This window comes from Burkholderia sp. AU45388 (genome assembly GCF_030481585.1).
Taxonomy (GTDB): Bacteria; Pseudomonadota; Gammaproteobacteria; order Burkholderiales; family Burkholderiaceae; genus Burkholderia; species Burkholderia sola.
In genome coordinates this window covers 1-21,907 of sequence record NZ_JAUJPV010000002.1, presented here as the reverse complement: position 1 = coordinate 21,907, position 21,907 = coordinate 1, and the positions used below count along the sequence as shown (strand labels likewise).

General features: G+C 66.3%; 20 protein-coding genes. 14 read left to right on the top strand and 6 right to left on the bottom strand.

The annotated features are described in order from the left end of the window. Positions 1-113: 113 nt before the first annotated feature. Positions 114-1,376 carry a hypothetical protein gene (locus QZM72_RS03915; protein ID WP_301737250.1) on the bottom strand — a complete coding sequence of 421 codons (1,263 nt, stop codon included), beginning with the start codon at positions 1,374-1,376 and terminating at the stop codon, positions 114-116. Between the two features lie 356 nt (positions 1,377-1,732). Here QZM72_RS03915 and QZM72_RS03910 point away from each other — a divergent pair, with 356 nt between their 5' ends. After that, on the top strand, positions 1,733-2,188 hold the full coding sequence (locus QZM72_RS03910; protein ID WP_041489346.1) for an RbsD/FucU family protein: 456 nt from the start codon (positions 1,733-1,735) through the stop codon (positions 2,186-2,188). A 188-nt stretch (positions 2,189-2,376) separates the two neighbouring features. After that, positions 2,377-2,814: a DoxX family protein gene (locus tag QZM72_RS03905; protein WP_006491342.1), complete on the top strand. Its 438-nt coding sequence runs from the start codon at positions 2,377-2,379 to the stop codon at positions 2,812-2,814. Between the two features lie 108 nt (positions 2,815-2,922). Here QZM72_RS03905 and QZM72_RS03900 read toward each other — a convergent pair whose 3' ends face one another. Further along, entirely contained in the window at positions 2,923-4,233 is a 1,311-nt protein-coding gene (locus QZM72_RS03900) for an MFS transporter (RefSeq protein WP_301737249.1), read from the bottom strand. Between the two features lie 321 nt (positions 4,234-4,554). Next, complete coding sequence (locus QZM72_RS03895) at positions 4,555-5,691, bottom strand: branched-chain amino acid ABC transporter substrate-binding protein (protein ID WP_089470919.1); 1,137 nt, start codon at positions 5,689-5,691, stop codon at positions 4,555-4,557. A 588-nt stretch (positions 5,692-6,279) separates the two neighbouring features. On the opposite strand from QZM72_RS03895, the gene QZM72_RS03890 reads away from it, so the two are divergent. Further along, positions 6,280-7,074, top strand: coding sequence for an AraC family transcriptional regulator (locus QZM72_RS03890; RefSeq protein ID WP_089470657.1), 795 nt, complete (start codon positions 6,280-6,282; stop codon positions 7,072-7,074). A gap of 86 nt (positions 7,075-7,160) precedes the next feature. Here the strand turns inward: QZM72_RS03890 and QZM72_RS03885 are convergent, their stop codons facing one another. Further along, positions 7,161-7,424, bottom strand: coding sequence for a hypothetical protein (locus tag QZM72_RS03885; protein WP_089470656.1), 264 nt, complete (start codon positions 7,422-7,424; stop codon positions 7,161-7,163). Positions 7,425-7,713: 289 nt separating this feature from the next. Further along, positions 7,714-9,606: a bifunctional sugar phosphate isomerase/epimerase/4-hydroxyphenylpyruvate dioxygenase family protein gene (locus tag QZM72_RS03880; RefSeq protein ID WP_301737248.1), complete on the bottom strand. Its 1,893-nt coding sequence runs from the start codon at positions 9,604-9,606 to the stop codon at positions 7,714-7,716. A gap of 286 nt (positions 9,607-9,892) precedes the next feature. On the opposite strand from QZM72_RS03880, the gene aroQ reads away from it, so the two are divergent. The 3 genes from aroQ to QZM72_RS03865 are packed head-to-tail and all read left to right on the top strand — an operon-like array spanning position 9,893 to position 12,570. Further along, positions 9,893-10,348, top strand: coding sequence for a type II 3-dehydroquinate dehydratase (gene aroQ / locus QZM72_RS03875; RefSeq protein ID WP_050017300.1), 456 nt, complete (start codon positions 9,893-9,895; stop codon positions 10,346-10,348). Continuing rightward, positions 10,345-11,199, top strand: coding sequence for a shikimate dehydrogenase (locus QZM72_RS03870; protein ID WP_301737247.1), 855 nt, complete (start codon positions 10,345-10,347; stop codon positions 11,197-11,199). The genes aroQ and QZM72_RS03870 overlap by 4 nt, the downstream gene beginning before the upstream one ends. Before the next feature lie 36 nt (positions 11,200-11,235). Further along, a complete protein-coding gene (locus QZM72_RS03865) occupies positions 11,236-12,570 on the top strand; it encodes an MFS transporter (RefSeq protein WP_089470653.1) in 1,335 nt (444 codons plus the stop codon). A gap of 102 nt (positions 12,571-12,672) precedes the next feature. Here the strand turns inward: QZM72_RS03865 and QZM72_RS03860 are convergent, their stop codons facing one another. Beyond that, entirely contained in the window at positions 12,673-13,782 is a 1,110-nt protein-coding gene (locus tag QZM72_RS03860; protein ID WP_301737246.1) for a 2-aminoethylphosphonate--pyruvate transaminase, read from the bottom strand. On the opposite strand from QZM72_RS03860, the gene QZM72_RS03855 reads away from it, so the two are divergent. Genes QZM72_RS03855 through QZM72_RS03820 form a run of 8 tightly spaced genes read left to right on the top strand, consistent with a single transcriptional unit; the run spans position 13,781 to position 21,337 of the window. Next, entirely contained in the window at positions 13,781-13,987 is a 207-nt protein-coding gene (locus QZM72_RS03855; protein ID WP_301737245.1) for a hypothetical protein, read from the top strand. The two genes, QZM72_RS03860 and QZM72_RS03855, sit on opposite strands and share 2 nt — an antisense overlap. Positions 13,988-14,042: 55 nt before the next feature. Continuing rightward, a complete protein-coding gene (gene phnS, locus QZM72_RS03850) occupies positions 14,043-15,134 on the top strand; it encodes a 2-aminoethylphosphonate ABC transporter substrate-binding protein (protein WP_089470651.1) in 1,092 nt (363 codons plus the stop codon). A gap of 34 nt (positions 15,135-15,168) precedes the next feature. Continuing rightward, positions 15,169-16,272: a 2-aminoethylphosphonate ABC transport system ATP-binding subunit PhnT gene (phnT, locus tag QZM72_RS03845; RefSeq protein WP_301737244.1), complete on the top strand. Its 1,104-nt coding sequence runs from the start codon at positions 15,169-15,171 to the stop codon at positions 16,270-16,272. Then, on the top strand, positions 16,250-17,170 hold the full coding sequence (gene phnU / locus QZM72_RS03840; protein ID WP_089470649.1) for a 2-aminoethylphosphonate ABC transporter permease subunit: 921 nt from the start codon (positions 16,250-16,252) through the stop codon (positions 17,168-17,170). Before phnT ends, phnU begins: the two co-directional genes overlap by 23 nt. After that, a complete protein-coding gene (gene phnV, locus QZM72_RS03835; protein WP_089470648.1) occupies positions 17,160-18,020 on the top strand; it encodes a 2-aminoethylphosphonate ABC transport system, membrane component PhnV in 861 nt (286 codons plus the stop codon). Before phnU ends, phnV begins: the two co-directional genes overlap by 11 nt. Further along, the gene (phnA, locus tag QZM72_RS03830) at positions 18,017-19,327 is read left to right on the top strand and encodes a phosphonoacetate hydrolase (protein WP_089470647.1); all 1,311 of its coding nucleotides are present in this window, start codon (positions 18,017-18,019) and stop codon (positions 19,325-19,327) included. The genes phnV and phnA overlap by 4 nt, the downstream gene beginning before the upstream one ends. Then, positions 19,324-20,778, top strand: coding sequence for a phosphonoacetaldehyde dehydrogenase (gene phnY, locus QZM72_RS03825; protein ID WP_089470646.1), 1,455 nt, complete (start codon positions 19,324-19,326; stop codon positions 20,776-20,778). Before phnA ends, phnY begins: the two co-directional genes overlap by 4 nt. 4 nt (positions 20,779-20,782) lie before the next feature. Beyond that, complete coding sequence (locus QZM72_RS03820) at positions 20,783-21,337, top strand: phosphonate degradation HD-domain oxygenase (RefSeq protein ID WP_089470645.1); 555 nt, start codon at positions 20,783-20,785, stop codon at positions 21,335-21,337. Positions 21,338-21,907 lie beyond the last annotated feature (570 nt).

The following is a 21,907-nucleotide window of genomic DNA, read 5'->3' as shown; positions in this document are numbered from 1 at the left end:
CAATAGGACGTTGGGGAGGCGCGCACGCCAACTGATGGCATCAAAGCCGAACGTGCGCGCTTTCCCCGCCTGAACCGCTGTTGAGCAATACGACGGGATGAGGTTGGATGACGTCAGCGAGTGGCGAGGTGAGCTAAGGCTTCCTGCTCAAGCGTGCGCACCTCTCGTTCGAGTTGTTGATGATCGAGGTCGCTATGTAGCCGGCGCGCGGAAGCCTGGTGGTCGTTGAGCTTTCGCATGACTCGCTCGGATGCGGTTGACAGGTCGCGCTGAAACGGGAATTCATCGCGAAAGACGAGATTGACGGCCTTGAACGTGTAGTCGATTACGATTGCTTGCAATGGGCAGGCGTCGACCATTTCTCGGAACTTGCCGTCGTAGGAGGCCACGAAGGGGACGAAGAAGTCGGCATGGCCGGTTCCAATTGTCCGCGGCGTTGCTGACAAGAGCTCTGCCATTCGGAACAACGTCAAATCCCATGACATGCTCCGCAGGCGTTCGAGAGACTTCATTGTCGGCTGGGTTACAGGTGTGAAGAACAGAGGGACTTCCCCGGCACCGCCGAGCAATTTCCACGCAAAGTAGATTTCTGCCTTGGGAAACTTGCCCAGCGTCTCAAGACTAAACATCACCAGCTCTTCCAGCGCCTGAACGGGTTCGCGCTGCTGCCCGTGCCAATTCAGTAATGCAGCTTTCAAAAGCACAAGGTAGGTTGCTAGTCGACGTGTCTGCAGATAGCGCATGGGCTCGGCAAACACGACGGTCTTGAGCGTGTCCTGAACGATCGAATCAATTTCGTCTTCGGATACGGTGAATATTGGTTTGCCTGGGGACTCGTCCAGTGCGCCGGGGGCGAAGTGATCGAGCTTCTTGAGCGCCATCAAGGTCTGAACAGGGCGATTGTTCCCTTCTACGGAGAAATGCTCGAATTCTTCGGAGAGGTAGGCAAAGTAATCGAAATTGAAACTTCTTGCTCCACGACCGCAGGCGAGCTTCAGCAGTTTGTACAGGTTTTGAGGTTGTGACGGCTGCTTGCCTTCGACAAACAAGCGAACTGCATCGGTTACATTTTTATCAAGACTAATGGAGAAATCGATTTTTATCGGTGCCTTTCCATTCAAAGATTGCTGATAGATTTCGTCGGTATAGAACAAGAGTCCTGTGCCATCAAAGAAGCTTTTTAGCAACGGGCACTCGCTTTCGATTTTGTCGAGCTGTATGTCCTGGATGTCGAGTGTCGTCGCCCGAGTCGCATATGTCACGTGTAAGCCTCGAAAGCACTCGCGATCGGATTCAATGATGCTTTGGAATGAAGCTCCATGATATGCAGTCGCAATCGCAGTTAGGGCTCGTCTGATTTTTTCGACGTTATTCATTGGGCTCCTGTTCGGATTGATGTGAGTGGTGAATTGGGTGGCTGGTAGTATTGCGGCCGAATCGGAGAGTATTCAATTTTCCGATTCATTCATTGAGATAGTTGTTGATTTTGTTTTTAAGGGTATCGGTGCTAGCCTCGATAATACATGCACGGCAAACACGCGATGAATTTGCAAGTACCGCATCAGATTGCATGAGCCGGATTGAATCGACGCGTCGGGCCGCCTCGCGTCGGTCACGGGTTTCATCGACGAAATGCCGGCCGCCGCGTCGTAACGCGAACGATGCCTGCACCACGGCCGCCGGGATCGGGTAACGTTATGCGATTCGTTACCCACCCCGGAGACCAACCCACATGCTGAAGAATCTCGACCCGCTGCTGCACGCCGACATCCTGCACACGCTGCGCGCGATGGGCCACGGTGACGAAATCGCGATCTGCGACGCGAATTTCCCGGCGGAATCCGTTGCCGAGCACACGGTGGTCGGCCGCGCGCTGCGCGTCGACGGCGCCGATTCGGCGCGCGTCGTGCGCGCGGTGCTGTCGGTGCTGCCGCTCGACACGTTCGTCGACACGCCCGCGTGGCGGATGGAAGTCGTCGGCGACGCAGCCGCGGTGCCGCCCGTGCAGCGCGAAGTGCAGGCCGAGATCGACCGCGCGGAAGGGCGCGCGGTGCCGCTCACCGGCGTCGAACGTTTCGCGTTCTACGAGCGCGCGCAGCAGGCGTATGCGGTGATCGTCACCGGCGAAACGCGCGGCTACGGCTGCTTCATCTTCAAGAAAGGCGTGCTGTTGAGCGACGCGGGCTAAACGCGTTTTTCAGCGCGCCGGGCCGCCGGCGCGGCCGCCGCAGTGTAAAGATTTGCTACAACCTCTTGGACACGGCGGAAAGACCCTCTATGCTGGCCCATTTGCCGCGCGCCCTCCCGGGCCGCGCGGCGCCGAACCGCCCGGGCGCGCCCGGTGCGGGCGGTCGAATTGCATACGAGGAGAGAGGCATGACGCGTACCGTCGATTCCGGCGTCATTTTTTTCGCACGCCTGGCGCTGGCGGCGTTGTTCTTGTGGGGCGGCATCATGAAGCTGCTCGGCTACAGCGATTTCGTCGCGTATCTGCACGGGATGAACGTGCCCTATCAACAGGTCGTCGCGCCGATCGTCGTCGCGATCGAGGGGCTGGGCGGCCTGCTGCTGATCGTCGGCTACAAGGTCCGGCCGCTCGCGTTGCTGATGGCGGTCTACACGATCGCGACCGCGATGGTCGGACACAATTTCTGGGACGCGACGAATGCCGCCGTCCAGCACGACATGGTGATTCACTTCTGGAAGAACGTCGCGATCGCCGGCGGGTTCCTGCTGCTGTTCGTCACGGGCGCCGGCGGCGCGAGCATCGACGCGCTGCGCCGGCCGAGTTCGTCGTACGGCGTGCTGCGTTGAACTGATCCGCGTCGCGGCGCCAAGCCGACGCAAGACAAAAGGGCCGAATCCCGCATGCCGCGGGATTCGGCCCTTCGTTCATCCGGCCGGCGCGTGCGCGCCGACGGTTCAGCGTGCGTCCTTCACGTCCTTCGCATCCTTCGAGAACTGCACGGCGATCGCGCCGAGCACGCAGATCGTCGCGACGTACACGACCGGTGCGAGCGGATTCGACTTCATCATCAGCGACACGATCACCGGCGTGAGCCCGCCGAAGATCGCATACGCGACGTTGTACGAGAACGAGATGCCCGAGAAGCGCACGACGGCCGGGAAGCTCTTGACCATCACGAACGGCACCGCGCCGATCGTGCCGACCATGAAGCCCGCGATCCCGTAGTAGAGCGGCAGTGTCGACGCGTCGGCCGCGACCTGCGCGAACAGCAGGTAGTAGCACGCGGCCAGCCCGATGCCGCCGATGGCGAGCACGCGCTTCGCGCCGATCCAGCCCGCGAGCGAGCCCGCGGTGATGCAGCCGGCCGTCAGGCACAGCGTCGCGACGCTGTTCGCGAACAGCGTGGTGGCGGGCGTCAGGTGGAACTGTTTCTGCAGCAGCGCGGGCGTCATCAGGATCACGACGACGATCGCGGCCGACAGCATCCACGTGAGCAGCATCGACACGATCACCGCGCGGCCGTGGTCGCGCAGCACGGCCTTCAGCGGAATCTCGGCGGCGAGCGCCTTCTTCGCCTTCATCTCGGCGAACACCGGCGTTTCATGCAGCCAGCGGCGCAGGTACACGGAGAACAGCCCGAACACGCCGCCGAGCAGGAACGGGATGCGCCACGCGAACGCGCCGACTTCGGCCGCGGAGTAGCGGCTGTTGATGCCGGCCGCGACGAGCGAGCCGAGCAGGATGCCGGCCGTGAGGCCCGCGGTCAGCGTGCCGCAGGCGTAGCCGATGTGGCGCGACGGCACGTGCTCGGACACGAACACCCACGCGCCCGGCACTTCGCCGCCGACCGCCGCGCCTTGCAGCACGCGGAACAGCAGCAGCAACACCGGCGCGAGGATGCCGATCGTGTCGTAGGTCGGCAGCAGGCCCATCAGCAGCGTCGGCACCGACATCATCAGCACGCTCAGCGTGAACATCCGCTTGCGGCCGAACAGGTCGCCGAAGTGCGCCATGATCACGCCGCCGAGCGGGCGCGCGAGATAGCCGGCCGCGAAGATGCCGAACGTCTGCAACTGGCGCAGCCAGTCGGGAATGTCGTGCGGGAAGAAGAGTTGCCCTATCGCCGGTGCGAAGAACACGAAGATGATGAAGTCGTAGAACTCGAGGGCGCCGCCGAGTGCGGCGAGGCCAAGGGTCTTGTAGTCGCTGCGCGTGAGCGCGCGTTCGGCGGCGCGAGGCACGCCGCTCAATTCGGAAGCTTGCATGGTCAGGACGATCGGTTTTCGAATGTAGTTGTCGGTGCTGCGTCTCCAGGGCCCGCTTTTCGGCATGGACTGACAAGGCGCGGCTTGCGTCGTCGAAGCGCGCCGCGTGCCGGGTGAGGCACGCAACACGCGCCGCCGCACCGGGATGGGGCGCGGCGGAGACGAAGCGTCAAAGCGGGTGGGGGGATTCTACAGGAGCGCGAAATGCCTGCGCGCGAGCGCGCGTCGGGAGCGGCTTCGGACCATGCAGCCGAAGCGCGCGCGGCGCGGGCGGCCGGTGAGCCGTGCACGCGCCGCGCGGGGCTGGGGGCCAATCGGTTGTCAGTTGCCGGCGATCGTGTCGACCGGCTTGAACGCGCCGCGCTCGACCTTGTAGATCGTCACCGGCGCGTCCTTCAGGTCGCCCTTCGCGTCGTACGCGATGCTGGGCGCGGACACGCCCTTGATCGACACCTTGCCGAGATACGGCGTATATACCTTCGGATCGGTCGAGTTCGCGTCCTTCATCGCGGTGAGCAGCGCGATCGTGCCGTCGTACGAATACGGCGAGTACGTGATCACGTCTTCGTTGAAGCGCGCCTTGTAGCGTGCCGCGTAGCCGGAGAAGCCCGGCATCTTTTCCTTCGGCAGCCCGCCCATGTAGACGATCGCGCCTTCGGCCGCGTCGCCGCCGACCTTCAGGAACGTCGGCGAGCGCGACATCTCGCCCGTCACGAACGCCGACTTCATCCCGAGTTGCCGCATCTTGCGGATCATCGGCGACGATTGCGCGTCGCCGCCGCCGTAGAAGACCGCGTCCGGATTCACGCCCTTCAGGTTGGTCAGGATCGCGGAGAAATCGAGCGCCTTGTCGTTGGTGAAGTCGCGCTTGACGATCGTGCCGCCGGCCGCTTCGACGGCCTTCGCGAATTCGTCGGCGATGCCCTGGCCGTAGGCCGTGCGGTCGTCGATGATCGCGATGCGCTTGAAGCGCAGCGTCTTCACCGCGTACGTGCCGACGATGCGGCCCGCCTGCGCGTCGCTCGTCAGCAGCCGGTAGGTCGTCTTGTAGCCGCGCGCCGTGTATTGCGGCGACGTCGCCATCGAGATCTGCGGCAGCCCCGCGCGATCGTAGAGGTCGGATGCGGGAATGCTCGTGCCGGAGTTGAAGTGGCCGATGATCCCGCGGACGTTGTCGTCGATCAGCCGCTGCGCGACGGTCGTGCCGGTGCGCGGGTCGGCCTGGTCGTCCTGCGCGTCGAGCTGGAACGTGACGGGCTTGCCGCCGATCGTCGGATGCGTCGCGTTGAAATCGGCGATCGCGAGTTGCACGCCCTTCTGCATGTCCGTGCCGTAATTCGACTGCGGGCCGGTCAGCGGTGCGGCGAAACCGATCTTGACGACGTCGGCGGCGATGGCGTGCGCGCCCGACAGTGCGCAGGCGGCGGCCAGCGCGACGTGCGATACCTTCAGCTTCACTTTCACTTCCCCTTGATGGCGTGGTTGGGCTGCCGCCCGCATGCGGGCGACGCCGGTAAACCGGGCGAGACGGTTCGGTCGGCAGGCCGATGCGCCGGCCATGCAGGCGCGCCGCACGCCGCACGCGCTGTGCCGGAATCGGCGTGCGCGACAGCGGTGGCGGTGGCCCGTGCATGCCGATTGCGGCAGCGGCGGAAGGTCGTCTCGTGACCGTGAAGCGAAGTCTAGACAGCGAAAATGCGTGCGTCTTGCGCGTTCGATGCGTGGCCGGCGACGATATCGGCATATCGTCGATTACCCTGATATATGCCGAAATCGTCATGACGAATGCGCAAACCCGCCAAGACGCGGGGGGGCGGCATTTTTAGGATGATGGTTTCGGGCGCGGGGTGCCGGCGTGTCGATGCGCTGCGCCGGCTGCGAAGAAGGCAGAACGTTCGCCGGCCCGCGCGCCGTGTACGTTGGTTGCGTGCACAACCAGCGGCGCCCACCGGCCACCGGTCTTGCCTGCCCTGTATTCGAAGCGACGCGATCGAAGGGGCGCTCCTATAATCGACGCCATCTGCCACTCGCTTCGCGGTTGCCGGGATGACGACCTTGCTTGCCGTACCGCCCATGAGCCTGTCCGACACGTTGCGCTACCAGCCCGACAACGCCGATTTCGGCGCGATGCTCGCGCATTTTCGCCTGCTCGAACCGGTGTTCGATGCGCTGCCGGACGTCGCGTTCTTCGTGAAGGATGCAAGTGGCCGCTACGCGATCGTCAATCGCACGCTGGCGATGCGCTGCGGCTACAAGGACAAGCGCGACCTGCTCGGCAAGACGGCCGACGAGGTGTTTCCGCGCCGCTTCGGCCGCAGCTATTTCGAGCAGGACATGGCGACGATCAACGCCGGCCAGCAGTTGATGGACCAGCTCGAGCTGCACCTGTATCCGGGCCGCCAGCCGGGCTGGTGCCTGACCTGCAAGGAGCCGCTGCGCGACGCCGCGGGCGGGGTGGTCGGCCTCGCGGGCATCTCGCGCGACCTGAAGGCGCACGAAGGCTCGCACCCGGCGTACAGCCGGCTCGCCGACGTGGTCCAGCACATCCAGGATCACTACGTGCAGCCGCTGAACCTGAAGCACCTCGCGCAGATGGCCGGGATGTCGGTCGCGCAGCTCGAGCGCTACTTCCACAAGGTGTTCCACCTGACGCCGCGCCAGGTGCTGCTGAAGACGCGGCTCGACGCGGCCACCGCGCTGCTCGTCACGCACGACAAGGTGACCGACGTCGCCGCGCTATGCGGCTACACGGATCACAGCGCGTTCACGCGCCAGTTCAAGGCGACGGTCGGCGTGACGCCGACGGAATACCGGTTGATGCTGCAGGAGCGGGCAGGGTGACGCGACGCGCCGGCGTGGCCGGCGCGTCGCAGGGGGCGGGGTAAGGCGGGGAAACGGGAAAGGGTGAAGCGTCGGGAAACGATGGCTCAGCGGTAGCCGAGTCCTTTCAGGATGGCCGTGCCGTCTTCGGTCAGCCGGAAGCTCGGGGCCGTATCGGGGTCGAGCTTGACCATTTCGACGAGGCCGGCTTCCTGCAACGCGGGCAATTCGGGTTTGGCGTTCGCGCCGATCGGTGCATGCAGCAGCACGAGCAACGTCGCGATTTCATGATGACTGAGCAGGCGGCGCAGCATCGTCTTCTTTGCAGGGGGCGCGGCCGGGCGGCCCGCGGGTGCTTCTACGGCGCTCATCGCTGTCCTCCTTTTCGAGATAACCATCGGGTACTGGTTGCGGATGGTGCCGTCGAAGACTTAAGCGGTTCTTAAAATCATAGTGCGCGGCCCAATGCTGCACCGCGGTACGGGTTACGGGATGTAACGCCGGACGGCGTGCGGGTTGCTGGCGCGAGCTCGATCGGCCGCGCGGCCGGTATCTGGCGGTGCGATTTACCGCGATGGCGTACGCGAGATGGGCCCCGTTGCGTGATAGCCGAATCGCGCGATGCGATCCGGCCCCAACAGGTTGATTCGCCCGTTTTCCTTATTTCCGCCGCTGCGCCTGCGCGGCGAGCCGCACGGCCGCATTTGCCGCGCCATAGCCGTCGTACCCGCCGCGCCGCTCGACGATCTCGAGCGAGAAGCGGTTGTCGACCAGTTCCGTATACGCATGCAGGAATTCGCCGCCTTGTTCGTCGCGGTCGTAGAGCAGGTGGTGCGCGCTCAGCGTGTCGATCAGTTCGTCCGGCAGCGCGTAGCGCGCGGCGAGATCGTCGTAGTAGTTGGCCGGAATGCGCAGGAACGGGACGCCATCGGCCGCGAACGCGGCGACCGTCTTCACGATGTCGTCGGTGCGGAACGCGACGTGGTTCAGCCCGGTGCCGTGGTAGCGGTCGAGCGATTCGGCGACGGCCGTGTGACGGTCGACCGACGCGTTCAGCGCGATCCGCACCGAGCCGTCGGCGCTGCGCACCGCGCGGCTGCGCATCAGCCCGTACGGGTCGGGCACGAGCCAGCTGCGCTCGGCCTCGAACCCGAACGCCGTCTTGAAGAACAGGATCCACGTGTCGAGCGCGTCGGCCGGCAGCGCGAGGCACACATGGTCGATGCCCGTCAGCGGGCCGACTTCGGTCGGGCCGTCGATGTCGGTCAGCACGAAGTCCGATTCGTACAGGGTTGGCGCATTCGGCGCTTCGTCGACGAAATATTCGAGGCTGCCGTCCGGTGCCTTCACGCTCGGCAGCACGCGCTCGTTCGGCCCGACGCGGCCGGAGAACGGCGCGTAGCCGAAGCCGGCCGCGCGCTCGAACGCCACTTTGGCGTCGTCGACGCGGAACGCCGACGCGCACAGCGACAGCCCGTGCTGCTGGAAGAACGCATCGGCGAACGAGTCGCGCTCGGCGTTCAGCACGATCGATGCGGCGCCGTGCTGGAACAGCGTCACGTCCTTCGAGCGATGCCGGCCGGCGAGCCGGAAGCGCATCCGGCCGAGCCATTCGCCGACGGTCGCCGCCGCCTGCGCGTCGACCGCGAATTCGATGAACTGGAACCCGACGTGCGCGGGCGGCGCGGGCGGCGCGAACAGCGGCTGGCTGGCGGCCGGCGCGCGGCCCTCCTGGGCGAGCCGCGCGCGCGTCAGGTCTTCCAGATAGAGCAGCGAGCGGTGGCCGTCGGCGGCCGTGAGCGCGGTCGGCGCCGCGCGGAAGCCGTCGTTGAAGATCTCGAGCGACAGCGGCCCCGTGTAACCCGACTCGATCACGCGCGCGGTGAAGCGCGCCAGGTCGAAGTCGCCCTGGCCCGGGAACGAGCGGTAGTGGCGGCTCCATTCGAGCACGTCCATCACGAGCTTCGGCGCGTCGGCGATCTGCACGAAGGCGATCCGGTCGCCGGGGATGTCGGCGATCCCGTCCGGCGAATCGTCGAGCGACAGCGTGTGGAAGCTGTCGAGCGCGAGGCCGAGGTGCGGGCTGTTCACCGCATTGACGAGCTTCCACGCGTGGCCGTACCGCTTCACGACGCGGCCCCACGCGAGCGCTTCGTACGCGGCCACCACGCCGGCCTGCCGCGCGGCTTCGGCGAGCACGCCGAGCTGGTCGACGAGCAAGCCGTCGTCGGCGATCGTGTCGGCCGCCACGCTGCTGCACACGAGGATGCGGTCGGTGCCGAGCGCATGCATCACGTCGAACTTGCGCTTGATCCGGTCGAGATTGCGCGCGAGCTGGGCCGCGCTCACGCCCTCGAAGTCGCGAAACGGCTGGAACAGCACGATGTCGAGGCCGAGATCGGCGGCCATGCGCCGGACGTCGGCCGGCGATCCGTCGAAGTAGACGAGGTCGTTTTCGAAGATTTCGACGCCGTCGAAGCCCGCGGCCTGGACGGCGGCGAGCTTCTCGGCGAGCGTGCCGGACAGGGACACGGTGGCGATCGAGCGCTGCATGGGGCGATTCCTGCGGATGAGCGGGGCATGACGCCGGTCTGACCGACCGTGTCTAACCGACCGTGTCGAACCGACCCTGAATGAACCAGTCGTTGAGTTCGATGCACGCGCCATATCCCGAATTTACTAGGCTAGTCATCCGTATTGTACAAACTAACTAGATGGTACAAATTAGCGAAAACCCGGAAAGACAGCCCGCTTGCGCGGGCGCACACTAGCGCCAAATTCCGATGTCTTCGGGGCGGCGCCGATCGTGGTCCGCCCCTGTTTCAGGAGCAGAAACACGATGAGCAAGCACAAGGTACTGGTGCTGAACGGCCCGAACCTGAATCTGTTGGGCACGCGCGAGCCCCATATCTACGGCGCGGAAACGCTCGCCGACCTCGAGCAGCGCTGCCGTACGGCGGGGGAAGGGCTCGGGCTGGAAATCGACTTTCGCCAGTCGAATGCCGAGCACCAGCTGATCGACTGGCTGCACGCCGCGCGTCACGACACGCACGGCATCGTGATCAACCCGGCCGCCTATACGCATACGTCGGTGGCGCTGGCCGACGCGCTGTCCGCGATCGCGAAGCCGGTCATCGAAGTGCATATCTCGAACGTCCATCGCCGCGAGGCGTTCCGCCACCATTCGTATGTGTCGGCGCTCGCCGAAGCCGTGATCTGCGGCTGCGGCACAGAAGGCTACGTGTTCGCGCTGCAGCGCCTGGCGACGGTGTTCGCGAAGGGAGCCGCACGATGAGCCGTCCGTCGTTCCTGATCGGCCTGATCGGCCAGGGCATCGGCGGTTCGCTGTCGCCCGCGATGCACGAGGAAGAGGGGTTCCGCCAGGGCTTCGGCTACGTGTACCGGCGCATCGATCTCGACGTGCTCGGCGTGACCGCCGACGCACTGCCGCAACTGCTCGACGCCGCGCAGCGGATGGGCTACAACGGGCTGAACATCACGCACCCGTGCAAGCAGCGCGTGATCGAGCACCTGGACGCGCTGTCGGACGACGCGCGTGCGCTCGGCGCGGTGAACACCGTGCTGTTCAAGGACGGCAAGCGGATCGGTCACAACACCGACTGGTCGGGCTTCGCGAAATCGTTCAGCCGCGGGCTGCCCGGCGCGTCGCTCGCACGCGTCGTCCAGCTCGGCGCGGGCGGCGCGGGCGCGGCCGTCGCGCACGCGGCGCTGCAGATGGGCGCGGCCGAACTGACGATTTTCGACGTCGACGGCACGCGCGCGACTGCGCTGGCGGGCGAATTGCAGCAGCGCTTCCCCGCCGCCCGGGTCACGCCGGGCAGCGATCTCACGGCCGCGATGCGCGTGGCGACCGGCCTGATCCACTGCACGCCGACCGGCATGGCCAAGCATCCGGGCCTGCCGCTGCCGGCCGAGTTGCTGCATGCGGGCATGTGGGTGGCCGACATCGTGTATTTCCCGCTTGAAACCGAACTGATCCACGCCGCCCGCGCGGCCGGCTGCGCGACGCTGCCGGGCGGCGGGATGGCCGTGTACCAGGCCGTCGACGCGTTCGAGCTCTTCACCGGGCGCACGCCCGACGCCGAGCGGATGTTCGATCACTTTCAGTCGCTCGTCGCGCGCTGACCCCTTACAGACACAGAAAGAGACCAGGAGACGACCATGCAGCACACCACCCACACGAGCGCCGCGCCGGCGCAGGCGGCCGGCACGGTCCGGCGCACGTCGGCGCGCTACAAGATCCTCGCGCTGCTCGCGATCGGCACGATGATCAACTATCTCGACCGCACCGTGCTGGGCGTGGCTGCGCCGCAGCTCACCAAGGAGCTCGGCATCAACGCGGCCGTGATGGGCATCATGTTCTCCGCGTTTTCGTGGACGTACGTGGCGATGCAGGTGCCCGGCGGCCTGTTCCTCGACCGCTTCGGCAGCAAGGTCACCTATTACTGGTCGATGACGCTGTGGTCGCTGTGCACGCTCCTGCAAGGCTTCGTGCCGGGCATCGCGACGCTGCTCGCATGCCGGCTCGGTCTCGGCGTGACGGAAGCGCCGTGCTTCCCGACCAACAGCCGCGTCGTCGCGACGTGGTTTCCGCAGAACGAGCGCGCGATGGCGACCGGCACCTATACCGTCGGCGAATACATCGGCCTCGCGTTCTTCAGCCCGGTGCTGTTCGCGCTGATGGGCGCGTTCGGCTGGCGCTCGCTGTTCTGGGTCGTGGGCGGGGTCGGCATCGCGTTCGGCCTCGTCTGGTGGAAGTTCTACCACGAGCCGCGCAACCATCCGGGCGCGAACTCGGAGGAACTCGCGTACATCGAAGCGGGCGGCGGCCTCGTTCACGGTGCGCGCAAGAGCGGCGACAAGCCGGCGCAGGCCAAGTTCAGCTGGTCGATGGTCGGCAAGCTGGTGAAGAAGCGCCAGCTCGCGGGCATCTGCCTTGGCCAGTTCGCCGGTAACTCGACGCTCGTGTTCTTCCTGACCTGGTTCCCGACCTATCTGGCGACCGAACGCCACATGGGCTGGCTGAAGATCGGCTTCTTCGCGGTGATGCCGTTCATCGCCGCGTCGGTCGGCGTGATGTTCGGCGGGATCTTCTCCGACTGGCTGCTGCGCCGCGGCAAGTCCGCGAACCTCGCGCGCAAGCTGCCGATCATCGCCGGCCTGCTGCTCGCGTCGACGATCATTCTCGCGAACTACGTGCAGAGCAACGAGGCGGTGATCGCCATCATGTCGGTCGCGTTCTTCGCGCAGGGGATGGCCGCGCTCGGCTGGACGCTCGTGTCGGACATCGCGCCGGACGGCCTGCTCGGCGTGACGGGCGGCATCTTCAACTTCGCGGCGAACCTCGCCGGCATCATCACGCCGCTCGTCGTCGGCTTCATCGTCGCGTCCACCGGCTCGTTCGTCGGCGCGCTCGTGTTCATCGGCGTGATCGCGCTGATCGGTGCGCTGTCGTACATCTTCGTCGTCGGCGATATCAAGCGGATCGAGCTGTAAGCGCTGGTTCCCCGCACACAGGGTGCGTTCGCCCGGCGGCCGATCGGCCGCCGGGCTTTTTTGTTTGCGGGCGCCGGCGGGCGGGCCCGCATGTCCGCCACCTCATGCGTGCTGCATCGCGATGCCGAGCGATTCGACCGCGGCCGCGATGGCGGCGACCGCACGCCGGATATCGCCGGCATCGATCGCGCCGATGCAGCCGACGCGGAACGTCTCGCGCCGCGTGAGCTTGCCCGGATACAGGATGAAGCCCGCGTCGCGCACCGCGTCGTAGAAGCGGCGGAAATCGTAGGCCGGATGGTCGGGCGCGTGAAACGTGACGATCACCGGCGCCTGCACGTTCGCGTCGAGGAACGGCACGAAGCCGAGCGCGCGCATCGATTCGACGAGCGTCCGGCAGTTCTCCGCATAGCGTGCCCCGCGCGCCGGCTGGCCGCCTTCGGCGAGGTACTGGTCGAGCGCGGCGCGCAGTGCGGCAAGCACGTGCGTCGGTGGCGTGAAGCGCCATTGCCCCGTCTTGCGCAGATACGCGTACTGATCGTGGAGATCGAGCGCGAGCGACCGCGAGTGGCCTTCGCTCGCATCGAGCGCGTCGCGCCGCACGATCGCGAACCCCATTCCCGGCACGCCTTCCAGGCATTTGCCGCTGGCCGAGATCAGCGCGTCGATGCCGCTGTCCGCCAGCGCGATCGGCAGCGCGCCGAACGAACTCATCGCATCGACGATCAGCCGCTTGCCGTGCCGCCGGCATGCGGCCGCGATCGCATCGAGCGGATTCAGGATCCCCGCGCTCGTTTCCAGGTGCACGAGCGCGACGTGCGTGATGCGCGGCTCCCGCGCGAATGCGGCCTCGACGGCCGCCGCGTCGACGGCCGCGTCCTCGCCGAATGGCAACGCGATCGCGTCGATGCCGAGCCGGCCGAGGATCTTCAGGATGCGCGCGCAATACGCGCCGTTGTCGGGCACCAGCACGACGCCGTCGCGCGGCACCAGCGTGCCGAGCGCCGCTTCGACCGAGAACGTGCCGCTGCCCTGCATCGGCACGCACACATATGCGTCGCCGCCCTGCGCGATGGCGACGAGATCCGCGCAAACGCTGGCCGTCAGTTGATTGAAAGCGGCGTCCCACGACCCCCAGTCATGTTGCATTGCGTGGCGTGTCGTGGCGGACGTGGTGAGCGGGCCGGGCGTGAGCAGGATCGGGGCGGGCATGGCTTTTGTCTCCAGCAAAGGGCGAACGAAACGCCGGGCGGCATTTCCGGATGACGTGCATGATAGTGGCAAAATGTGTCATTTTTTGGAAATTGTGGCATTCGTCACGGCTTTGTCATCGAACGCTGTGATCCTTCGGTTGCCGCGCGATACCCAGCCCGAGCGCGGCGGCGCGGCGGCCGTTCAGCGGCCTGCCCGGAGATAACAGGAGAGCCGGATCGTGCCCCGGCCGTTTGGTGTTCCGCCTACGGAGAAGTGAGATGACACTGCAGAAACCCTCGCGCGCCGCCGCCGGCGCATTCCGCAAGCTCGCGCTGGCCGCCTGCGCCGCCGGCCTGCTGCAAGGCGTCGCGATGCCGGCGCACGCGGCAAATGCGGTCGTGCTGTACACGGCGGATGGCCTCGAGAACCTCTATCGCGATGTGCTGCCGGCTTTCGAAAAGAAGGAAGGCGTGAAGGTCAACATCGTGACGGCGGGCAGCGGCGAGGTGGTGAACCGCGCGAACATCGAGAAGAATTCCCCGAAGGCCGACGTGATCGTCACGCTGCCGCCGTTCATCCAGCAAGCCGGCCAGATGGGCCTGCTGCAGCCGTACCAGAGCGTGAACTACAAGAACGTGCCGGCCATCGCGAAGGCCGAGGACGGCACGTGGGCGACCTTCGTCAACAACTACTTCTCGTTCGCCATCAACCCGGACGTCGTGAAGAACCAGCCGAAGACGTTCGCCGACCTGCTCGCGCCGGCCTACGCCGGCAAGGTCGCGTACTCGAACCCGGCCACGGCCGGCGACGGGATGGCCGTGCTGATCCTGACGACGTCGCTGATGGGCGAGGACAAGGCGTTCGACTACCTCGCGAAGCTGTCGCAGAGCGTGAAGTTCCACACGAAGGGCACGGGCTACCTGAACGTGCTGCTGTCGCGTAACGAGATCAGCGTCGCGAACGGCGACCTGCAGATGGATCTCGACGACGCCGAACACGGCGCGTTGTCGGTCAAGCCGATCTTCCTGGCCGCGAAGGACGGCGATCGGCCGACCACGTTCCAGCTGCCGTACGGCATCGGCCTGATCAAGAGCGGCCCGAACCAGGACGCCGGCCGGAAGCTGATCGACTACCTGATGTCGACGGAAGTGCAATCGAAGGTGCCGGACATGTACGGCATCCCGGGCCGCACGGACGTGCCGCTGGCCGGCAAGAACGGCGAAGCGGTCAAGAAGGCGATCGCGGGCGTGAATCTGATCCCGGTCGACTGGACTCACGTGATGGCGAAGAAGCCGGAATGGATCGAGCGCTGGAAGAAGGATGTGATCGGCAGCTCGGGCAAGCAGCTCGACGTCGTCAAGCCGAAGTGAGCGGCGCACGCCGCCTGTATCAGCGAGCAAGAGGATGAACCCGGTGGATACCACCCTGACCCATCCCGGCGCATTCGGCGCCGCCGAACCGCACGCGACGCTGCGGTCCGGCGCGCCGGGCGGCGTGCAGATCGAACACCTGAGCGTGCGCTACGGCGCCCGCACGGTGCTCGAGGATCTGTCGCTATCGATCGGCGCCGGCGAATTTCTGACCGTGCTCGGCAAGAGCGGCTGCGGCAAGACCACGCTGCTGCGCTTCATCGCCGGGTTCGTGAAGGCCGATGGCCTGATCGGCACGCTGACCGTGGCCGGACGCGACCTGACCCATGCGCCGCCGCACAAGCGCAACCTCGGTCTACTGTTCCAGAATTACGCGCTGTTCCCGCACCTGTCGGTGTTCGAGAACGTCGCATTCGGGCTGCGTGCACGCGGGATGGCGTCGTCGGAAGTGACGCGCCGCGTCGCCGATGCGCTGAAGCTCGTGCAACTCGGCGATGCGGGCCACCATCTGCCCGCGCAATTGTCGGGCGGGATGCAGCAGCGCGTCGCGCTGGCGCGCGCGCTCGTGATCGAACCCGACGTGCTGCTGCTCGACGAGCCGCTGTCGGCGCTCGACGCCAACCTGCGCGCGTCGGTGCGCAGCGAACTGAAGGCGCTGCACGAGCGCCTGCCGAACCTGACCGTCGTCTGCGTGACGCACGACCGCGACGACGCGCTCGTGCTGTCCGACCGCGCGCTGCTGATGCGCGACGGCCGCATCGCGCAGCTCGGCACGCCGCAGCAACTGTACGACGCACCGCGCGACGGCTACGTCGCGCGCTATCTCGGCCCGGCGAACCTGTTGCCGCCGCACGTGATCTTCCCGCTCGGCGATCCGCGTCACGAAGTGCGCGACAAGGTCGCATGCGTGCGTCCCGAGCGTCTCACCGTGATGCCGCCCGCGGCCGGCGGCCTGCATGGCACCGTGTCGGCCGTCGAATGGCAGGGCGCGGACCTGTCGATCGCGGTCGTGATCGACGCGGCGCCCGACGAGCCCGTGCGCGTGACGATGCAGCGCGGCCGCGGCGCGGCGCCCGAGCGCGGTGCGCGCGTGTCCCTGCATTGCGAGGCAGACGATGTCGTCCTTATCGAGCCCTGAAGCCGGCCTGCCGCCGCACGTGCTCGCGTCGGCCGCCGCGCATGCCGCCGCCGCGCGACGCCGCAGGCGCATGGGCGATCTGCACCTGGCCGCGCTCGCGATCGTCGTGCTCGGCCCGCTCGTCGTCTATCCGCTGGTGCGGCTCGTGCTGCTGAGCGTGACCGGCGATCACGGGCTGAGTTTCACCGCGTACCGGACCTTCTTCGGCAATCCCGACACGCGCAACGTGCTGCTGACGACGCTCGGCGTGCTGTTCGCGAGCGCCGGCACCGCGTCGGTGCTCGGCGTGCTGCTGGCCGCGCTGCTGTTCTTCAGGCCGTTCCCGGGCGCGTCGCTCGTCACGCGCTTCCTGGAGCTGTACGTCGCGTTTCCGTCGTTCCTCGTCGCGTTCACGCTGATCTTCCTGTACGGCTCGCAAGGCTCGATCGGCATTGCACTGCAGCACCTGTTCCATCTCGAGAATCCGCCGCTCGACTTCCTGTTCGGCATCGGCGGCGTGATTCTCGCGCAGACCGTGTTCTACACGCCGTTCGTCGTCCGGCCGACGCTTGCGTCGTTCGCGACGCTCGACTTGCGGCTGATCGAAGCCGCGCGCAGCCTCGGCGCGCCCGGCTGGATGCTCGCGCGCCGCGTCGTGCTGCCGATCGCATGGCCGGGCATCGCCGCGGGCACCGTGCTGTGCTTTCTGCTGACGCTGAACGAGTTCGGCATCCTGCTCGTGCTCGGCAGCGCGCGGCTCGTCACGCTGCCGGTCGCGATCTATAGCAGCGCGACCGTCGATCTCGACCTGCCGACCGCGTCGGCCGGCGCGGTCGTGATGTTGTCGCTGTCGCTGGCGTTGTATGCGGTTTATCGCCGGGTGAACCGGCGTGCGACGGGAGGAAACGATGTCCGCTGAATTCCGTATCGGGCAGGCCGTGCCGCGCCACCAGATCGGCTGGACCGACGCGCTGCTCAAGCATGCGTCGCGCGCCGCGCTCGCGCTGGCCGCGTTCGCGTGCTTCTGGCTGTTCGTGCTGCCGGTGATCGTCGTCGCGTTGTCGAGCGTGTCGACGCAATGGTCGGGCACGATCTTGCCGGCCGGGTACAGCCTGCGCTGGTTCGCGCGGCTGGGCTCACCGGAATACGACGCGCTGCTGACGAGCCTCGAAATCGGCTTCGGCGTATCGGCGCTCGGCACGATTCTCGGGCTGTGGCTGGCGCTCGCGCTCGAAGGGCGTGATCGGCGCGGCCTCGGCGCGGTCGTCGACGCGCTCGTGATGGTGCCGAACGGCGTGCCGAGCGTCGTGCTCGGGCTCGCGGTGCTGATCGCGTATCACCAGAAGCCGCTCGACCTGTCGAGCTCGGCCGCGATCGTCGTGCTGGTGCAGCTCGCGCTGATTCTGCCGTTCTGCTATCGCTGCGCGGCCGCCGCGCTGCGCCCGGAGCTGACCGTGCTGCGAGAAGCCGCCGCGAGCCTCGGTGCGCCGCCCGCGATGGTGCTGCGCCGCGTGCTGTTGCCGCAACTCGTGCCGGCGCTGCGCGCGAGCCTCGCGCTCGGCTTCGCGCTGTCGCTCGGCGAGCTCGGCGCGACGCTGACGGTGTATCCGCCCGGCTTCGCGACCGTGCCGATCGTCGTGATCGGCCAGGTCGAGCGCGGTTATTACCTGCCGGCATCGGCGCTGTCGCTGCTGATGCTCGGCGCGTCGCTCGCGGCGCTGCTGCTGATCGCCGCGCGCGTGCCGCGCGGCAAGCGGGTGGCATCATGAACGCCGCGTTCGCATTGCGGCGCCCCGGCGAGCAACCGGCCGCCGGCAACGGGTCGACGAAGCTCGCGGGACGCTCGATCGACGTCAACGGCCGACGCTACCGGCTGCCGGTCGAGCCGACCGTCGTCGTCTGTGTCGACGGCTGCGAGTACGACTATCTCGAACGCGCGGTGGAAGCGGGCGTCGCGCCGTTCATCGGCCGGATGATTGCGGAAGGCACTGCGTGGCGCGCCGATTGCGTCGTGCCGACCTTCACCAACCCGAACAACCTGTCGATCGTCTGCGGCGTGCCGCCGGCGGTCCACGGCATCTGCGGCAATTATTTCTGGGATCCGGCCGCCGACGGCGGGCGCGGCGCCGAAGTCATGATGAACGATCCGGCCTACCTGCGCGCCGGCACACTGCTCGCGGCGGTGGCCGACGCCGGCGCGCGGGTGGCCGTCGTCACCGCGAAGGACAAGCTGCGCCGGCTGCTCGGCTGGCAGTTGAAGGGCATCTGCTTTTCGGCCGAGAAGGCTGCCCAGGCCAATCTCGCGGAAAACGGGATCGTCGACGTGCTCGACTGGGTCGGCCTGCCGTCGCCGGACGTGTACAGCGCGGCGTTGTCGGAATTCGTGTTCGCGGCCGGCGTACGGCTCGCGCAGACGCGGCAGGTCGACCTGATGTACCTGTCGACCACCGACTACGTGCAGCACAAGTGCGCGCCGGGCAGTGCCGGCGCGAACGCGTTCTACGCGATGATGGACGGCTACCTCGCGCAGCTCGATGCGCTCGGCTGGGCGATCGGCCTCACGGCCGACCACGGGATGAACGCGAAGCACGATCCGGCGACGGGCCGGCCGAACGTGATCTATCTGCAGGATGCGTTCGACGGCTGGTACGGCGCGCGGGCTGCGCGCGTGATCCTGCCGATTACCGATCCGTACGTCGTGCATCATGGTGCGCTCGGGTCGTTCGCGACGATCTACCTGGCGCCGGGCGTCGACCGGGCCGAGGCGATGTGGCGCGTCGGCGGCCTCGACGGCATCGAACTCGTGCTCGACAACGCGGAAGCCGCCGCCCGTTTCGAACTGCCGGCCGACCGGATCGGCGATCTCGTCGTGATCGGCCGCCGCGACATGACGCTCGGCACCCGCGAGCGCGAACACGACCTGTCGGGCCTCACGGTGCCGTTGCGTTCGCATGGCGGCGTGTCCGAGCAGGAAGTGCCGTTGCTGTTCAATCGCCGTATCGAACGCGACGATCCTGCCCGCCGCCCGCGCAACTTCGACGTGTTCGATTTCGTGTTGAACCGGATCGCGACATGATGGCTCATCCGCGGCAGGATCATCCGTCGTTTCGTGCCGAAGCATTGCGCTGGTGCGGCACGCGCGCGATGCGCGAGCGCACGCTCGACGTCACGGATCCGTACACCGGCACGCGCGTCGGCACCGTGCCGCTCGCCAGCGTCGACGACGTGCGCGCGGCGTTCGATTACGCGATGGCCTGCCGGCCGACGCTCACGCGCTACGCGCGTTCGCAGATTCTCGAACGGGCGGCTGCGCTGCTGCGCGAGCGCACCGAGGAAGCGTCCGACCTGATCACGCTCGAGTCGGGGCTGTCGAAACAGGATTCGCGCCACGAGATCGGCCGCGTGGCCGACGTGCTGAAGTTCGCGGCGGTCGAGGCGCTGCGCGACGACGCGCAGAGTTTCTCGTGCGACCTGACGCCCCTCGGCAAGACGCGGCGCGTGTTCTCGCAGCGTCAGCCGCTCGACGGCGTGATCGTCGCGATCACGCCGTTCAATCATCCGATGAACCAGGTCGCGCACAAGATCGCGCCGGCGATCGCGACCAACAACCGCGTGATCGTGAAGCCGTCGGAGAAGGTGCCGCTGTCGGCGTTCTATCTGGCCGACCTGCTGTATGAAGCCGGGCTGCCGGAGCCGATGCTGCAGGTGCTGACGGGCAGCCCGGCCGAGATCGCGGACGAACTCGTCACGCATCCGCATGCGTCGCTGATTACCTTCACGGGCGGCGTCGCGATCGGCAAGGCGATCGCCGCGCGGGCCGGCTACCGGCGCATCGTGCTGGAATTGGGCGGCAACGATCCGCTGATCGTCCTCGCCGATGCCGATCTCGACCGCGCCGCATCGTTGGCGGTGCTCGGCTCGTACCGGAATTCGGGCCAGCGCTGCACGGCCGTCAAGCGGATGCTGGTGCAGCGCTCGATCGCACCGGCGTTCACCGAATTGCTCGTCGAGAAGACGCGCGCATGGAAATACGGCGATCCGTTCGATCCTGCCAACGAAATGGGCACGGTGATCGACGAGGCGGCGGCGCGGCTGTTCGAGGCGCGCGTGAACGAGGCGGTCGCGCAGGGCGCGCGTCTGCTGACGGGCAACGTGCGGCGCGGCGCGCTGTATGCGCCGACCGTGCTCGACAATGTCGATCCGTCGATGACGATCGTGCGCGAGGAGACCTTCGGCCCCGTGTCGCCCGTCATCGCGTTCGACACGATCGACGACGCGATCCGGATCAGCAACGGCACCGCATTCGGGTTGTCGTCGGGCGTCTGTACGGATAGCACGGCGGCGGTCGTGCGATTCGTGAACGAGCTGAACGTCGGCACGGTGAACGTGTGGGAAGTGCCGGGATACCGGATCGAGCTGTCGCCGTTCGGCGGAATCAAGGATTCGGGGCTCGGCTACAAGGAAGGCGTTCAGGAGGCGATGAGGAGCTTCACGAACCTGAAGACGTTTTCGCTGCCTTGGGAGTAAGCGCATGGCGTTGACGGTGGAAGAGATCCACGAGCTGTATCGCACGCATGGCCATGTGGCTTATAGCGGCGAACCGGTCACGCAGCTCGAACATGCATTGCAGAGCGGGTTGCTGGCGGAGGAATCCGGGGCGGACGAAGCGCTGGTCGCGGCCGCGTTCCTGCACGACTTCGGCCATTTGCTGAATCGCCAGGGCGACACGCCGAGCGCGCGCGGGATCGATGATCTGCATCAGTATTACGTGCTGCCGTTCCTGCGGCCGCTGTTTGCCGATGCGGTGCTGGAGCCGATCCGGCTGCACGTCGACGCGAAGCGCTGCCTGTGCCGTACGGTTCCCGGCTACTTCGAGAGTCTGTCGCCGGACTCCGTGCGCAGTCTGGCGTTGCAGGGCGGCATCTTCAGTGACGAGGAGGCGGTGGCGTTCCTGCGGCGGCCCTTCGCCGAGGACGCGTTGCGCCTGCGCCGCTGGGACGACACGGCGAAGGAGGAAGGCAAGATGACGCCGGATCTCGCTCGTTATATGGAGATCGTCGCGCGCCAGGTGCGCGCGGCTTCCTGACGATTCCGGTTGCTTCTATATAAGGTGCCGCACGCGATAGCGTGCGGCACCTTATTTTTTCGCGAAACCCCTTGCGCTCACGACGTGAGCTGCTTAGAATCACGCCTCTTTCGCGCTAACGCAAACGCGGCGCGGGAGGAAGGGAAGCAGTGCTGTTGGGTTCGGGAGGTAGCGAGCCTGGGCGGCACAGGAAGTTGAGCCCCGCAGTCGCAACGAAGTCGTGTAGAAAGTTGTTGACGAGCTGCGAAACACGGTTCATAATCTCGCTTCTCTGCTGCTGAAAACGCAGCGCTGCCGGGAAACGCTAGGTTCCTCGCAGAAATGCTCTTTAAAAATTAACAGCCGATAAGTGTGGGCGCTTGATGGCAGCGAGCTGATCCTCGGATCAGATAGCGAAAGTATCAAGAGTCTCACACTAAAGTAAGTCAGGTTTATGAAGTGATTCATATTCCTGTCAGCTTTGAGTGAGCGACCGGTTCTTAACCGAACCGAAAACAGTAACAGGTTTGAACTGAAGAGTTTGATCCTGGCTCAGATTGAACGCTGGCGGCATGCCTTACACATGCAAGT

Bases quoted from the DNA above. Each gene is read 5' to 3' on its own strand.
- QZM72_RS03910 (WP_041489346.1), top strand. From the start codon at position 1,733: ATGCTGAAGAATCTCGACCCGCTGCTGCACGCCGACATCCTGCACACG.
- QZM72_RS03860 (WP_301737246.1), bottom strand. From the start codon at position 13,782: ATGCCCGCCCCGATCCTGCTCACGCCCGGCCCGCTCACCACGTCCGCC.
- QZM72_RS03870 (WP_301737247.1), top strand. From the start codon at position 10,345: ATGAGCCGTCCGTCGTTCCTGATCGGCCTGATCGGCCAGGGCATCGGC.
- phnA (WP_089470647.1), top strand. From the start codon at position 18,017: ATGAACGCCGCGTTCGCATTGCGGCGCCCCGGCGAGCAACCGGCCGCC.
- QZM72_RS03900 (WP_301737249.1), bottom strand. From the start codon at position 4,233: ATGCAAGCTTCCGAATTGAGCGGCGTGCCTCGCGCCGCCGAACGCGCG.
- aroQ (WP_050017300.1), top strand. From the start codon at position 9,893: ATGAGCAAGCACAAGGTACTGGTGCTGAACGGCCCGAACCTGAATCTG.
- QZM72_RS03890 (WP_089470657.1), top strand. From the start codon at position 6,280: ATGACGACCTTGCTTGCCGTACCGCCCATGAGCCTGTCCGACACGTTG.
- phnT (WP_301737244.1), top strand. From the start codon at position 15,169: ATGAACCCGGTGGATACCACCCTGACCCATCCCGGCGCATTCGGCGCC.
- phnV (WP_089470648.1), top strand. From the start codon at position 17,160: ATGTCCGCTGAATTCCGTATCGGGCAGGCCGTGCCGCGCCACCAGATC.
- QZM72_RS03880 (WP_301737248.1), bottom strand. From the start codon at position 9,606: ATGCAGCGCTCGATCGCCACCGTGTCCCTGTCCGGCACGCTCGCCGAG.
- QZM72_RS03855 (WP_301737245.1), top strand. From the start codon at position 13,781: ATGGCTTTTGTCTCCAGCAAAGGGCGAACGAAACGCCGGGCGGCATTT.
- phnU (WP_089470649.1), top strand. From the start codon at position 16,250: ATGTCGTCCTTATCGAGCCCTGAAGCCGGCCTGCCGCCGCACGTGCTC.
- QZM72_RS03905 (WP_006491342.1), top strand. From the start codon at position 2,377: ATGACGCGTACCGTCGATTCCGGCGTCATTTTTTTCGCACGCCTGGCG.
- phnY (WP_089470646.1), top strand. From the start codon at position 19,324: ATGATGGCTCATCCGCGGCAGGATCATCCGTCGTTTCGTGCCGAAGCA.
- QZM72_RS03885 (WP_089470656.1), bottom strand. From the start codon at position 7,424: ATGAGCGCCGTAGAAGCACCCGCGGGCCGCCCGGCCGCGCCCCCTGCA.
- QZM72_RS03915 (WP_301737250.1), bottom strand. From the start codon at position 1,376: ATGAATAACGTCGAAAAAATCAGACGAGCCCTAACTGCGATTGCGACT.
- QZM72_RS03865 (WP_089470653.1), top strand. From the start codon at position 11,236: ATGCAGCACACCACCCACACGAGCGCCGCGCCGGCGCAGGCGGCCGGC.
- phnS (WP_089470651.1), top strand. From the start codon at position 14,043: ATGACACTGCAGAAACCCTCGCGCGCCGCCGCCGGCGCATTCCGCAAG.
- QZM72_RS03820 (WP_089470645.1), top strand. From the start codon at position 20,783: ATGGCGTTGACGGTGGAAGAGATCCACGAGCTGTATCGCACGCATGGC.